We start from the raw sequence: 14,166 nt of genomic DNA, 5'->3' as shown, positions 1-14,166 counted from the left end.
TTGATTCTGTGGGGGCGGCCGCGCCGCCCCCGTCGATGGTAGTGGATGCGCGCCGTCAGCGGACCTGTCGCCACGACTGGCGGCCGCAGACCTGCGGCAAGTCACCCATATCCCTAATGCCTATGGGATTGCTGATCGAGCACTGGAGCTCTGCGGGGTCGCAATCGCCGCGCAGTACACACATGCAGTTGTCATAATCCGGATTGAACGTGGCATCGTCCGGATTAGGGCTGCCACAGGCCGCAGGATCCGGCTCGCTCAGCAGCGGGCATTCGGGGTCGATGCCGCGACGGCAGGGTCGCTGCGGCTGCACCACGGAGCTTCCCGTCACCGGCGCACCGCCGGCCTGCACCAACAGGCCACCACAACCTGTGGTCGGACAGACCGGACTGCCCCCCGGACGCTCCATGAGGTTGAGCACGGGCCCCCCGGAGAACAGGTCCAGCTTGTAGCCCCAGCTGCGGAGACCGGGAGCACACTGCGTGTCGCCGGAGGGCTCGGAGGTCGGGAAGACGATGGTCTGGCCGATGACCCGCGGGTCGCCGATCATGCGCTCGCCGTTCGGCGTCGTGCTGCCCACGCGGAGATCGAGGTACCAGCCGTTCTGGGTGGTGTAGTCGACCCGGTTGTTGCTCAGGGTCCGGCCGAGATCAGTACCGGAGCCGAACTGGGTGAGGATCTGCTGCTGGCGCAGCGACGCCCGGGTAATGCCACTGATCGTGCCACGGTCCCAGACGCCATAGAAGGACTGCAGCTGCTGGGTGCCGCCGGCCACGGCGTCGGTATCGGTGAGATAGCGGCCGGTGCCGAAGTTGACCATGACCCCACCCGAGGGCCCCCGCGCCACGGTGATGCCGCCGGTGATCGGCTGCGGGTCACCATTGATGTCCCGCGCGCGAGCCAGAGGGTTACCCGCCAAGCCCACGCCCCAACTGCTGTTCGACGTCGACGACAGGTCGAACTTCCACAGGTTGCCCTGGAAGTCACCGCCGTAGACGGCGTCCACGCGACCGTTGCTATTGACGTCGGCCAAGGCAATGCGGGTCAGGCCGTTGGTGAGGTTGCCACCGTCCTCGGCCGTGATGCGGCGCGCGACCACGCCCGTGGAGAGGTTGACGAGGTAAAGCACGGGGTTGGCGTTGGCGCTGTTGAGCCCGTTGGCGAACACCGCGTACCAGACGCCGTCCTCGCCATACATCACTTCGACGCGACCGAGGCCCAGCCCCAAGTCATTGTCACTCGTCGGGAGCTCCCACATCACCTTGCCGGCATCCACGGAGGCGGGGTCGGTGACGTTGATCGCGAAGACCGAGCGGCCACCGCGCCCCATGTTGCCGAGCAACACCGTGCCCCAATTGCCATTGATCACCGCATCGGTGACGTTGATCTGCCCGTCCACGAAATAGCGGTGCTGGTAGTTGCGGGCCAGCAGGAGGCCCATCTGGCCGATGGCCCCGTTCGGGATGTACGAGAAGAGCTCGGCACCGGTGTCGGCGTTGAAGGCATGCAGCATGCCGGCATTGGCACCGACGTAGACCGAATTGGTGAACGATGTGCGCTTCGTCGCGCGGTATGCCCGATAGGCGACACCCTCGGCACCCGGCAGCGCGTCGAAGGCGGAATAGAAGGTGCGCCTCGTCTCGACCTCTGCGGCCGAGTTGATGATGTCCCCCAGACGACCTGAGCGCGCGCGGAAACCCAAGGGCACCGTCGCTGACTTCTCACGGGACTGGTCGCCACGCAGGTAGTTGTAAGCGTCGGTCATCGTCGAGCCGGCAGTGTAGTTCGCAGCGAACGAGGACAGGCTCACACCGATCGCGCTCGCGCGATCGGCTTCCGTGGTGCCGAAGTTCGTTGCGAGGAAGGGCACGACGTTCCGGGTGGCGGTCGGACCGGGGGTGCGCATGGCAAGGATGTTGCGCGAGCTCGCGGCCGGGAGCTGCGATTCGGCACTCCACAACTGGGCACCGATCGAGCCGTCGGCGTTGATGCGGAAGGCCTCCACGCTGCCGACCCAATCGCGCGCGTTGTCGCGCACCAGGAATCCAGTCTGGTACGTCGCGGAGTCGGCGCCGATGCGGGCACCAGCGACGGGCGGAGTGCCCACCGGCTGGGTCGAATCGAGAACCGCGTTCACGACCTCGTTCATGGCCTCCGAAATGGCCTGCGGGGACGAGGCGTTGATGTAACGACCGCGCCCCGTCAGGGTCGCCTGCCAGAGCTCATCGACCGACTGGAGGCAGTCGTCGCAGTTGTCGGGCCAGGCCGGCGGATTGGCAAAGGGATCGGCGGTGGCGGCCGCGTTGACGCCGTACACCGTGCCGATCGCCCCCAGCGTCACGCCGTAGAAGTTCATGTGCGGATCGGTGCGGCAGTCGAGGCGCGGATCCGGATTGGCGGTGGCACACGCCGGCGGCACGCGCACCAAGCCGGCTGACAGGTCGGGCCGGATGTTCTGCATGTAATGCCGGGCGACGATGTCGCTCTTCTTGTTCGCAAACGTGTCGGCGAACGGCGGACCCAGGGTGCCGTCGAGGTTGGCGACCGTGACCTCGCCACCGTTCGAATAGCCGTCGGTGAACAACATGCCCGCATTCATCTGGCAGGCGAGCTGCACCGGCGCACCCGTCCCCGTGCGGCGGAACTGGTTGCCCAGGTGGTCGATGGCGAACCGGTTGGGCGTGCCGCCGTTGCCATTGAACGCCGTGACCAGCGTGTAGAACGCGTTGCGATCCGCCTGCACGCCCATGTCGTACATGGTCACGTTGTTGCGGTTGTTGATCGTGAAGGCGCCGACGCGCATGAAGTCGATATCGACGAATGCCTTGGTGATGGCCGCGATGATCGAGAGGTTGCGGTTGCGGTAGTACGAGAAGTAATTCGCGAAATTCTGGATCGCCGCCTCGTACGCGTCCGCCGTCATGTTGCCGGGCCGGATCTCGTAGCGGTACAGGGTGGTGTTGGGCGGCCCGCCGGCCGGATTGACGATCTCCAGAGGCGTGGCCGTATACCCGGGAAAGGTCGGCGACGTCAGGTAGAACGTGGCCGGGTAATAGCGCACACCGGAGCGGCAGTTGGCCGCGACCGCGGTGTCTGCGTTGACAGTCCACCAGCCGGTCGTACCGATTTGGGTGCCGCCGAAGTTGCAGTTGGTGCCGGCATTGCGGGAGTAGACCGTTCCTGCGGGGATACGCATCCCAACTCGGAAGTCGAACAACCATTCGGTGTTGTTGTCGAGTTGGCGATCGACCGTCAGGTCGAACGCGACGCTACCCGCATTCCGGGGATCGACCAAAGCCGCCGCGCGGTTGGCATTCGGCCAAAGCGTCCGATCTGCCCGCGCCCAAGGCTCGTAGATGTTGTAGGGGTTGAAGGCCGCGGGATTGAACTCGTGGGAGCGGGCGAAGCCGAAGTTCGGCAGCGGGGGGAAGGTCTGGCGCGGCGTCCCTCGGCCTGTGAACGGGAACAGCTCAAGGAAGTCGCTCTGCCCGTTGCCGTTGCCGGTTTCGTTGTTGCGGTAGGGCCGCGGCCGACCGTTCGGCGCCAATTCCGTCGGGTGGTAGAAGGAATTCTGGACGGCGTTCCAAGTCGCGCGGCCGTCCTGCGTCGGGAACAACGCCTCCCACTGCATCGAGCCCGAGTCATCGATGGCCATGATGAAGGCCGGCTTGATGCGGTTTGTGATGTACAGGGGTTCCTGCGAGATCGGCAGGGCGGCCGCCTGGGCGTTCACAGGCGTGGAGAAACCGGCCGACAGCGTCAACAGCGCCGTGGCGATCAGCAGGGGGATGCGGTTTGTGCTCATGGTGTCCTCGCGAGTCACGGTGCCGGCGGGGCCGCCCGAGGCGGCACGACATAGACGGTCTCGATCACAACGACCGAGGTGGGGGAGCCCGACGGATCACGATCGGCGGCCGCGGCGATCAGCTGATAGTCCATTTCGCCAGGCTTGGGCACGCCGCCCTCTTCAGTAGGACTGAGCGGTCCGTCGCCCGTGCAAGCGCCGCCTTGGATCTTGCGAACCTGAGGCGCCGGAACGTCGGCGGGCTCGATGGTGTTCGCCCAATTGGTCGCATCGCCGAGACAATAGACCTCGGCGCGCAGGGCTTCGGTATCGAAGGAGCGCTGCAGTTCGAACTCGCTCTGCCGAAGCGCGCCCTCGGCCCGTTGGAAGGCCAGAGAGAAGTCGTTGAAGTTGGTGGCCATGCGCTGCTGCAGGGAGGCGACCTGCATGGCCGCGACGCCGATCAGCGTGAGCAGCAACAGCATGATCATGGCGACGTACAGCGCGGCGCCGCGCTGGGTCTTGGCCTTGGCGAATGAAGGGAAGGCTGGTCGGGTCATGGCTCAGTTGCCGAAGAGGCGATTGCGCAAGGCAATCGTGGTTTCGTAAGGACGCCGGAGGATGGCTTCGTTCGGGTTGCTGTTCACCGTGACGCCGACAACCTGCACCGCACCGTTGTCTCCGACATCCCGATCGGGTGTGCCGGCGCGCTCCGGGCTGCGCAGCACGAGGCCGAGTTCGACGCTCGCGACCTGGCGCCAGCGATCGGCGATGTCTCGGTACGCAGTGACACCGGCAACGATCTCGTCAGCACGCACGTAACCGTCGACAGAGCCGTTGCCATCGGTGTCGCGGCCGTACATCAGCTGCAGCGTGTCCACCCCCTCTACCAGCTCTTCGCTTGCGCCCCAGAGGCCATTGGCGAAGCGGGCACGGTAGAGCGAGGGCATGCCATCCGCACCGCGCAGGCCGACGTAGTAGACGTACGACTCCGCACGAAAAAGTTGCGTGGTACCGGCCGTGAACTTAGAGGCCTGCAACCCTCCCGCTTCCGCCCCCAAAGAGAAGCCCGTTGCGAGGTTGTTTCCACCGGCACTGACTGAGAAGGTTCCGGCCGTTCCGGCTGAGCGCGCCTGGAATACCGCGACGTTCTCGCAGGACGCCAGGCCGTAGTAGCGACCGTTTTCGATGAAGGCGTTGCTCGCCGCATCGATCGTCACGGTGCCCGGCGCAGACGTCGGACGGCCCGGATCCGGAACTGCCTTGATGTCGAGCGCCAAGGGCGCTGCGTCGCCAGTGAGAATGCGCAACACGAGGACGTCGGAACCGGGACGGGGGGCCGGATTCAGGCCCGCGCTGCCCGTGAGGGCCGGGTCGAGGGCCGGGGTCCAGCCACCGGTAGGCGCCGACACGTTCACAGCGCCGCCGCGACCGGTGCCGGCCGCCTCGTAGCCCTGGATCGGCACATCGAACTGGAGCGGAAACGGCGCGGCCGCGTAGTTGCCGGCATCACGATTGGCGTTGGACAGGAAGAAACTGTCGAGAAATCCTCTCGGAGCACGTTCACTGCGGGCGCGATCGTTCGAACAGCCCATGTGGCCGGCCATGCGGATGTCGCGCTGCAGGAAGTCGGCGGCGAACCGGCTGCCTTCCTGCACGCGGGCGAGGCCCGTCGTGGTCTGGTAGGCCAGGCGCGAAGCACTGAACACCTGGATCAGGCCAAGCAGAAGGAAGGCCGACAGCGCGACGGCGATCATCAGCTCGACGAGGGTGACGCCCGACTGGGGGTGGCGGAGATTCATTCCTTCGTCCTCACAGGCCGCTGCGGGCAACAATGACGTTCACGGTGCCGGCGCAAGCCGGTGTGAACAGGGGCGCAAACTCCGGAGTGCCGCTCATCGCGCCACCGCGCGGATCGCACCACTCCAGGCGGACTTCGATGGTCGCCGGCGTGGCGGCGCCTCCGTCGGCGGGGACGACAGCACCCGTCACCGTCACGCGGCCTCGCGCGTCCGGGATGGCGCGGCGGACGGCGCAGACCCAATCGTTCCGATCGGCGGCCACGCGCTGCGCCGGAACCGCGGCACCCACGGCACAGAGACCATCACGGCCGTTGCCGAAAAATTGGTTCTCGCGGATCAGGCCGTACTGGCTAGCCTGCCGACGGTTGGTGCGGACCATGTCCATCATCTCGTAGACGAGCATGGTGGCCTGGCTGCGCTCGTTGGTGGTCTGCGCCGCGCGCAGCGAGGTCGACTGAAGCAGGGCCATGCCGAGCAGGCCGACGCTGAGGATCACGACGGCGATCATCACCTCAAGCAAGGTGAAGCCGGCCTGGCCGCGGGCTGCGCGGAACGGATGGGAGTATCGCGTCATCACGCGCAGTTCCCCTTCGAGATGCGGACCATGCCGCCACCGAGGACTTCCAGCGTGCGGCGGAAGGGCTGGCCGGTGGTGCAGCCCACGGGCTGGACGACCACGCTGGCCGCGCCGGAAGCCACCGTGCCGCGGGGCGAGAAGCGGATGGGGGTCGTGCCCGGCGCCGTCTGCCTGTACAGGGCGTCCTGGCGGCGCAGCACCGGCTCCGCAGGGTCCTCGCGGGTGCCGTTGGCGTTCTGGTCGGCCCAGACGATCCAGCCGTCGGCCCAAGTGCCACCGCAGGAAGACCCGTTGCTGCTCGGGCACATCACGGCGCCGCGATTGTTGCGCATCGCTTCCGAACGCGCGTAGGCCACCGAGGCCATGAACTCGTTGCTGGTCGTCGCCACGCGGTTCGACTGCAGGGCGCTGCTGAAACTGGGCAGGGCGATCGACCCGAGGATGGCGATGATCGCGACCGTGATCATCAACTCCAGCAGGGTGACGCCGCGCGAGGCCTGGAACGGGATGCGGGACATGGACGCCTTCTCGTTTTTCACGGAGGCACCATAACAACCGCCCCGGGCACTGTCCCGGCCGGCCCGACGACCGGCGATCCGGGGGGGACGAGCGTCGCGGCAGCGCAGCAAACCGGGACGGTGGGCACGGTCCGCCCCCTCCCTTGCCGGCCTCCGGCGTCACCCCAGCGCCTTCACGCCAGGGTGCCAGCCCAGCTTCTCCGACTCAGGCCACCACGCGGTAGCAGGGCTTGTATTCGCCCGACATCTTCATCCGGCGCTGCTCGACGAAGGCCCGCAGCAGGTCGTCGAGGCTGGCCATGATGGCCTTGTCGCCATGGATCTCGAACGGACCGTGCTGCTCGATGCGGCGCATGCCCGGCTCCTTCACATTGCCGGCAACGATGCCGGAGAAGGCGCGGCGCAGGTCGGCGGCAAGTTCGTGCACCGGACGCCCAAAGTGGAGGTCGAGGGCCGACATCGCCGCATGATCCGGCTCGAAGGGCTGCTGGAAGGCGAACGGGATCTTCAGCGTCCAGTTGAAGAAGAAGGCGTCGCGGTTGGCGATGCGGTGCTCGCGCACCTTCTTCATGCCGTCCCGCATCGCCTTCGCCACGGCCACCGGATCCTCGACGATGATCGTGTAGAGCTTCGCGGCCTCATCGCCGAGCGTCAGGCGGATGAAGCGGTCGATCTGCTCGAAGTAGGCGGCCGAGGCCTTCGGACCGGTGAACACCAGCGGGAACGGCACGCCGGCGTTGTCCGGGTGCAGCAGGATACCGAGCAGGTAGAGGATCTCCTCGGCGGTGCCGACGCCGCCCGGGAACACGATGATGCCGTGGCCGAGGCGCACGAAGCCTTCGAGGCGCTTCTCGATGTCCGGCATGATCACCAGCTGGTTGACGATCGGGTTCGGCGATTCCGCCGCGATGATCCCCGGCTCGGTCATGCCGATGTAGCGCGGGTTGCGCTGGCGCTGCTTGGCGTGGGCGATCGTGGCGCCCTTCATCGGCCCCTTCATCGCGCCCGGGCCGCAGCCCGTGCAGATGTCGAGGCCGCGCAGGCCGAGCTCGTAGCCGACCTTCTTGGTGTAGAGGTATTCATCGCGACCGATCGAATGGCCGCCCCAGCAGACCACGAGGTTCGGGTCCTGGTGCGGGCGCATGGCCCGGGCATTGCGCAGGATCTCGAACACCGCGCTGGTGAGCCCCTCCGAGGTCTCGAGGTCGAACTGGCCGCTCTGCACTTCGATGGCGGTGTAGGCGATGTCACGCACGACGGCGAACAGCAGGTCGGCGACGCCGCGGATCAGCTCGCCGTCGACGAAGGCGATGGCCGGCGCGTTCTTCAGCTCGAGGCGGATGCCGCGGTCCATCTGCTGGACCTCGATATCGAAATCCGGATAGCGCGCCGAGGCGGCACGCGGGTCGTCGGAGTCGGAGCCGACGGTCAGCACCGCCAGCGCGCAGCGGCGGAGGGTGTCGCGCAACCCGCCAGCCTGGGTGGCATCGGTAAGGCGCGCGATCTCGGCGCGCGACAGGATGTCGAGGCCGCCGCGCGGGCTGATGCGGGCGTTGACGGTGGGCAGGGGGGCGTAGGTGTCGCTCATCGGGTGATCGGTCGTCTTCATCGGACCGCCGACTCTAGCAGCCCCCGGGGAACGGGGATGGGTAGCGGGACGCGACGGGCCGGATCAACGGAAACTGCGGTGCTCGACCACCAGCGGCTTGCCCTCCAGCGTGGCGAGCAGGTCGTCCAGAGGCTCGACGTGCTCGACGATCAAATGCGTGACGCCCTCGTGTGCCTCCCAGCGCCCCCGCGCGCCGAGCAGCTGCGATTCGACGATGGCGCGACGGTAGCGCTCGACCACGGCTTTCCAGCAGATCAGGTTCGTCAGCCCGTGCTCGTCTTCCAGCGTGAGGAACCAGGTGCCGTTCGCCGTCTGCGGGCGCTGCCGCAGGGTGACGAGGCCGGCGGTGCGGGTGCGGCGCGGCGCGGCGAGCCGGCGCAGGGCGCGGTGGTCAAGATAGCCGCGCGCCCGCAGCCGCGGACGCAACAGCGCCATGGGATGCGCGTTGAGCGTGAGCCCGGTGCTGGCGTAATCGGCCAGCGTGGTCTCGCTGGCCGTGGGCGGACGGATCACCAGCCGCCCCTCGTCCACGGCGGGCAATTCGGCGAACAGCGGCAGCGTGCCCTCCTCCACCCCGGCCATGGCCCAGCGCGCGCGATGGCGGTGGCCGGTGAGGCCACGCAGCGCATCGGCCTCGGCAAGCGCGGCGCGGGCGCGTTCGTCGAGATCGGCGCGCCGGCACAGGTCCTCGATGTCGCGGAACGGCGCCAAGGCGCGGGCCGCGACCACGCGTTCCGCGGCCTCGCGCGGCAGCGAGCCGACCTCGCGGAGGCCAAGGCGGATCGCCGGCTGCGGGGCCTCGGGCCCGCGCCGGGCATCGACCGGCTCGAGGCTCGATTCGACCGTGCTGTAGCGCACGTCCACCGGATGCACCGCGATGCCGTGCCGCCGCGCATCCTGGACGATCTGCGACGTCGTGTAGAAGCCCAGCGGCTGCGCGTTCAAGAGCGCGCAGGCGAAGGCCGCAGGCTCGTGGCACTTGAGCCAGCAGCTCGCGTACGTGAGCAGGGCGAAGCTGGCGGCGTGCGATTCCGGGAAGCCGTAGCTGCCGAAGCCCTTCACCTGCTCGAAGATCTGTTCGGCGAAATCCGGGGGGTAGCCGCGCTCGGCCATGCCGGCGAGCAGGCGTTGGCGATGGTGATCGAGGCCGCCGCGGCGCTTCCACGCTGCCATCGAGCGGCGCAGTTCATCGGCCTCGCCGGCCGTGTAGCCCGCCGCCACCATCGCGATCTCCATCACCTGCTCCTGGAACAGCGGCACGCCGAGCGTGCGGCCGAGCACCGTCTCCAGCGCCTTCGAGGGGTAGCGCACCGGGTCGATGCCCTGCCGACGCCGCAGGTAGGGGTGCACCATGCCGCCCTGGATCGGGCCGGGCCGGACGATGGCCACTTCGACGACGAGGTCGTAGAAAGTGCGCGGCTTCAGGCGCGGCAGCATGGTCATCTGCGCGCGCGATTCGATCTGGAACACGCCCAGCGTGTCGGCGCGCTGGATCATGTCGTAGGTCTTCTTGTCTTCGGCCGGGATCGTCGCCAGCTCGAGGTGCCGCCGGCCGTTCGCACGCAGCAGGTCGAGGCAGCGGCGGATCGCGCTCAGCATGCCGAGCGCCAGCACGTCGACCTTCAGCAGCCCGAGCGTTTCGAGGTCGTCCTTGTCCCACTGGATGATGGTGCGCTCGGGCATCGCGGCGTTCTCGACCGGCACCAGCTTCGACAGCGGCGCGTCGCTGATGACGAAGCCGCCGACGTGCTGCGACAGGTGCCGCGGGTGGCCGAGCAGTTCGTGGGCCAGCAGCAGCACCTTGGCCAGCAGGGGGCCGTCGGGGTCGAGCCCGCGTTCCCGGCAGCGGGCTTTCCACACCTCGAGGTCCTCGGCATGCCCGACCGCGGCGGAGAGTTCGGCGAGCTGGTCCTCGGGCAGGCCCAGCGCGCGGCCGACGTCGCGCAGCGCGCTCTTCGGCCCGTAGGTGATGACCGTCGCGGCCAGCGCGGCGCGCTCGCGGCCGTACTTCGCGTAAACGTACTGGATGACCTCCTCGCGGCGCTCGTGCTCGAAATCGACGTCGATGTCGGGCGGCTCGTCGCGCTCCTTCGACAGGAAGCGGCCGAACAGCAGGTTGGCGCGCGCGGGGTCGACGGCGGTGATGCCCAGCGCGTAGCAGACCGCCGAGTTCGCCGCCGAGCCGCGCCCCTGGCAGAGGATGCCGCGCGAGCGCGCGAACACCACGAGGTCGTGCACGGTGAGGAAGAAGGCTTCGTACTTCAGCTCGGCGATCAGCGCGAGCTCGGCCTCGATCTGGGCGCGCACCGTCGCCGGCACGCCGTCGGGCCAGCGCAGCGCGGCGCCGTCCCAGGTGAGCGTGGCGAGCCAGCTCGACGGCGTCTCGCCGTCGGGCACCAGCTCGCAGGGGTAGTCGTACTGGAGGTCGCGCAAGCGGAACCGGCAGCGTGCGGCGATGGCCACGCTTTCCTCCAGCCATTCGCGCGGGAAGATCGCCGCCAGCGCCTGCCGCGTGCGCAGGTGCCGCTCGCCGTTCGGGAACAGCCGGCGGCCGGCCTCCCGCAAGGTGGCGCGGTGGCGCAGCGCGCAGAGCACGTCCTGCAGGCCGCGGCGGCGGCGCAGGTGCATGTGCACGTCGCCGCAGGCGACGACGGGCAGACCACTGTGCGCGGCCAGCGCCGCGATGGCGGCGCGGCGGGCGTCGTCGTCGGCGCCGCGATGCAGCTGCGCGGCCAGCCAGAGGCGATCGGGGAACAGGCCGCGCAGCCACGCGACCGTCTCCAAGGCCGAATGAAGCGTCGGAAGCGCGGGACCCGAGCGCATACCCACCGGGATATGGTCGCGAGACGACGGCGGTGCCAACCCGAGATCGACCGGCGTCGGCCGCCACAGCGCGAACACGCCGTGGTCGCCCCCCTCCCCGCCTTCGCCGAACGCGGCCTCGAGATCGGCGCGATGCAGCGCGTAGGTGCCCTTCGCCGCGCGTCGCCGAGCCGTGGTGATCAGCGAAGAAAGCCGCTCGTAGCCGCGCGTGGTTTCGACCAGCAGCACCAGCGCCGGCCCATCGGCCAGTTGGACTTCCGTGCCGCAGACCAGCGGCAGGCCCGTGGCCTCGCTGGCCTCCAGGCCGCGCACGAGGCCGGCGAAGCTGCATTCGTCGGTGATCGCCAACGCGCGGTAGCCCAGCGCCTTCGCGCGTTCGAACAGCTCCAGCGCCGTGGACGCGCCGCGCTGGAACGAGAACGCCGACAGGCAGTGCAGCTCGGCGTAGTCCGGGAGCGCGGCCTTGGTCGCGCGCGCTTCAGGCGAACCAGCCATGCAGCCACCACGGCCCGCCCTCGCCGCCCACCGGCCGGAAGGCCCAGGCGTCCTGGCCGCTGCGGGTGCGCAGGCGGTAGTAATCGCGGCGCACGGGTTCGTCGTCCCACCACGCGGTCTCGATGCGCTCGGGGCCGGCGATCACGGCCTCCACCGCCTCGCGAAGGACGATCGGGGGGTCGATGAGCCACAGCGGCCGCGGCCCCTCGGCCAGCGCCGGCAGGCGCGTGCGCGGCGTGTCGACCCAGCACCACGCGGCTTCCGGGCGATGCGTGTCGACCACGGCCAGGGCCTGCACGGCCGCATCGCCGAGCCGCGCGCGCAGGCGGCTGTCGAGCAGGTCGGCGTCGCCACCGCGCGTCCGTGCCTCGAACAGGTCGCGATGCTCGGGATGGAAGCCGGGCAGGTCGTCCGCCTCAAGGCCAAGGCTCACCGCCGGCGCCGGCAGACGCGCGCTGTCCAGCTTCAGGCGCGCAAGGTCGAACAGCCGCGCGGCGTCGCGCTCCGGCGCGGCCAGACGAACCTCGAGGCGCGTCGGGGCGACGCCGTCCTCGTGGCCGAACACCAGCCGGAAGCCGGGCACGCCGCCGTCACGCTGCACGAGGAACAGCGCGAACTCCTGCAGCAGCCGACGCAGCGGAAACACCAGCACCGTCGCATCGGCGAGCGGATGGTCGAAATCGAGACGCGCGGCATAGCGCGTGGGGGGCTCGTACAGGGGCATCGGGTCGGGCGCGCGGCCGACGAGGCGATCGAGGCGGTCGAGCACCGCCGGGCCGATGCGCTTCGCCAGCGCGGCCCGCGGCAGGGCCAGCACATCGCCGAGGCGCTTGAAGCCGCTGCGTTCGAGCAGGCGCAGCGCGTCATCGGGCAGGCCGGCCAAACCGAGCGGCAGGCGCGCCAGCAGACGTTGGAGCTGGGTGGCGTCGGCCACGGCGAGGCCATCGTGCGCCCGCGCCAGCCCGCGCGCCGCCAGCGGCGTGGGCGCGCAGGCGATGCGCACCTGCACGCCGCAGCCGGCGAGTTCATCGCGCAGGCGCTGCTGCCAGCGCGGCCACGGCCCGAACAGGCCGAGCGAGCGCCCGGCTTCGAACAGCACGGTGTCGGGCTCGCGCAGGCTCACTTCGGCCGAGAAGCCGTAGGCGTAAGCGGCCAGCCACTCGCGCAACGCGGCATCCCGCACCGGCTGGTGGGCGGCCAAGGCGAGCCCCGGGCACAGCAGCTGCGCGCTGGCGACGGCCTGCCCGGCCTGCACGCCCTGCGCGCGGGCGGTGGCATTCGCGGCATGGACGCGGCGCTGCTGCGGGCCGTCGGTCAGCGCCCAAGGCAAGGCGTCGTCGAAGGCCTGCAGCGCACGACGATGGCGTGCCTCGGCATCCAGCGCCAGCTGCGGCAGGTGCAAGGCGCACCACCACGGCGACGCGGGACGGAAGGACGGTGGGCTGGCGGGCATGGGGGCGCCGGAACCTCAGTGCACGGCGCGCAGCGCGACGCGTGGCGACGGGCTCGACGCATCGACCATGGCGCGTGTCGGCATGGCCGGCGTGGCGCTCCACGCCACCGCTGCGGCCGGCACGGCCCCGCCGCGGCACTTGTGCAGGCGCACGCGATCGCCGGGCATCACCTCCATCCGCAAGGCCGCCGGCGAAGGCTGCTGCAGGGCGCGCAGCGGCCGGAAGGCGAAACCGAGAGCATCGCCCTGCTCGGCCGCCACCGAGAGCCGGCGCAGCGCGCGATCATCTGCGCCCTGTGGCCAGCACAGCACCGCGCCGCAGGCCCCGGAACGCAGGCCCTGCTCGGCGGCCCACAGCGCATCGCGGCCCTCGGCCCGCACCACACGCAGTCGCGCCAGATCGAGCCCGGCCGCGGCCAGTGCCGGCGCATACGGCAGGTAGGGCGGCGCCACCATCAGCAGGCTGCGGCCCTGCCGCACCAGCCGCACCAGGGTGGGCAGCAGCAGGCGCAGCTCCCCCACGCCATCCATTGGCAACAGCAGTTCCAGCAAAGACGCGCCGGGCCACCCGCCCCCCGGCAGTGCGGCGTCGAGCGCGGCGTGGCCAGTGGCCTCCCCCGGCCGTCCGGCCGCCTGCCCCGCGGCCGGCCACAGGCGGCGCTCGTGGATCAGGGCATCAAGGGAAGCGAGGGCGGCAGGCATGGCAGGTCACCGATCCGGCGGAGAAAAGTACCACACAAATATGTGGCTTTCGTGAAGCCGGCAGGCCGGCGTGCTGCCATGGGAATCGATGCGCGTCTCAGGGTTCGCGACCGACCCGTCACGGGGGCCGCCGGCTATACTCCGCAGGCTCTTGCTCGCGGCGGGAGAAGCGGTGGCACCGGGCCTCGATCCCCGGCGCCGACGCTGCCGAAGGCGCAACGCCCGTAATCGCTCAGGCCCCCGTACCGTCGCGCGCGAGCAACTCTGGAGAGACCGGTTGAATCCGGCGCCGAAGGTGCACGCGAAGCGCGATCCCGGCTTCGCAAACTCTCAGGCAGAAGGACAGAGGGGCGAGAAGGGGATTTTTCGCTGCGGAAGCAGCGAACCCTTCGAGCGCCACCGC

At 69.5% G+C, this 14,166-nt stretch carries 9 protein-coding genes and 1 riboswitch; all 9 genes read right to left on the bottom strand.

Features of this window, described 5'->3' with window-relative positions; all coding sequences use genetic code 11:
* Window positions 1-55: 55 nt before the first annotated feature.
* The 9 genes from ACYVAK_RS06575 to imuA all read right to left on the bottom strand — a co-directional run bounded on the left by ACYVAK_RS06575 (window position 56) and on the right by imuA (window position 13,763).
* On the bottom strand, window positions 56-3,805 hold the full coding sequence (locus ACYVAK_RS06575) for a pilus assembly protein (RefSeq protein ID WP_461059179.1): 3,750 nt from the start codon (window positions 3,803-3,805) through the stop codon (window positions 56-58).
* A 14-nt stretch (window positions 3,806-3,819) separates the two neighbouring features.
* Window positions 3,820-4,344 (bottom strand): pilus assembly PilX family protein, encoded by a 525-nt coding sequence (locus tag ACYVAK_RS06570; protein ID WP_461059177.1) that lies wholly within the window; start codon window positions 4,342-4,344, stop codon window positions 3,820-3,822.
* 3 nt (window positions 4,345-4,347) lie between these two features.
* Window positions 4,348-5,586, bottom strand: coding sequence for a PilW family protein (locus ACYVAK_RS06565; RefSeq protein ID WP_461059175.1), 1,239 nt, complete (start codon window positions 5,584-5,586; stop codon window positions 4,348-4,350).
* A gap of 10 nt (window positions 5,587-5,596) precedes the next feature.
* Window positions 5,597-6,160, bottom strand: a complete 564-nt coding sequence (gene pilV, locus ACYVAK_RS06560) for a type IV pilus modification protein PilV (RefSeq protein ID WP_461059173.1) — start codon at window positions 6,158-6,160, stop codon at window positions 5,597-5,599.
* Window positions 6,160-6,681, bottom strand: coding sequence for a GspH/FimT family pseudopilin (locus ACYVAK_RS06555; RefSeq protein WP_461059171.1), 522 nt, complete (start codon window positions 6,679-6,681; stop codon window positions 6,160-6,162). The genes pilV and ACYVAK_RS06555 overlap by 1 nt, the downstream gene beginning before the upstream one ends.
* Window positions 6,682-6,886: 205 nt before the next feature.
* Window positions 6,887-8,269, bottom strand: a complete 1,383-nt coding sequence (ppnN, locus tag ACYVAK_RS06550) for a nucleotide 5'-monophosphate nucleosidase PpnN (protein ID WP_461060500.1) — start codon at window positions 8,267-8,269, stop codon at window positions 6,887-6,889.
* A gap of 84 nt (window positions 8,270-8,353) precedes the next feature.
* Window positions 8,354-11,608, bottom strand: a complete 3,255-nt coding sequence (locus ACYVAK_RS06545; protein WP_461059169.1) for an error-prone DNA polymerase — start codon at window positions 11,606-11,608, stop codon at window positions 8,354-8,356.
* Window positions 11,592-13,061: a Y-family DNA polymerase gene (locus tag ACYVAK_RS06540; protein ID WP_461059167.1), complete on the bottom strand. Its 1,470-nt coding sequence runs from the start codon at window positions 13,059-13,061 to the stop codon at window positions 11,592-11,594. The genes ACYVAK_RS06545 and ACYVAK_RS06540 overlap by 17 nt, the downstream gene beginning before the upstream one ends.
* Before the next feature lie 15 nt (window positions 13,062-13,076).
* Window positions 13,077-13,763 carry a translesion DNA synthesis-associated protein ImuA gene (imuA, locus tag ACYVAK_RS06535; protein ID WP_461059165.1) on the bottom strand — a complete coding sequence of 229 codons (687 nt, stop codon included), beginning with the start codon at window positions 13,761-13,763 and terminating at the stop codon, window positions 13,077-13,079.
* Window positions 13,764-14,017: 254 nt separating this feature from the next.
* Window positions 14,018-14,119, top strand: a riboswitch (glycine riboswitch).
* Window positions 14,120-14,166: the final 47 nt, after the last annotated feature.

This window comes from Silanimonas algicola (genome assembly GCF_054777375.1).
The sequence above is the reverse complement of the archived record's forward strand: the minus strand, read 5'-3'. Positions and strand labels throughout refer to the sequence as shown.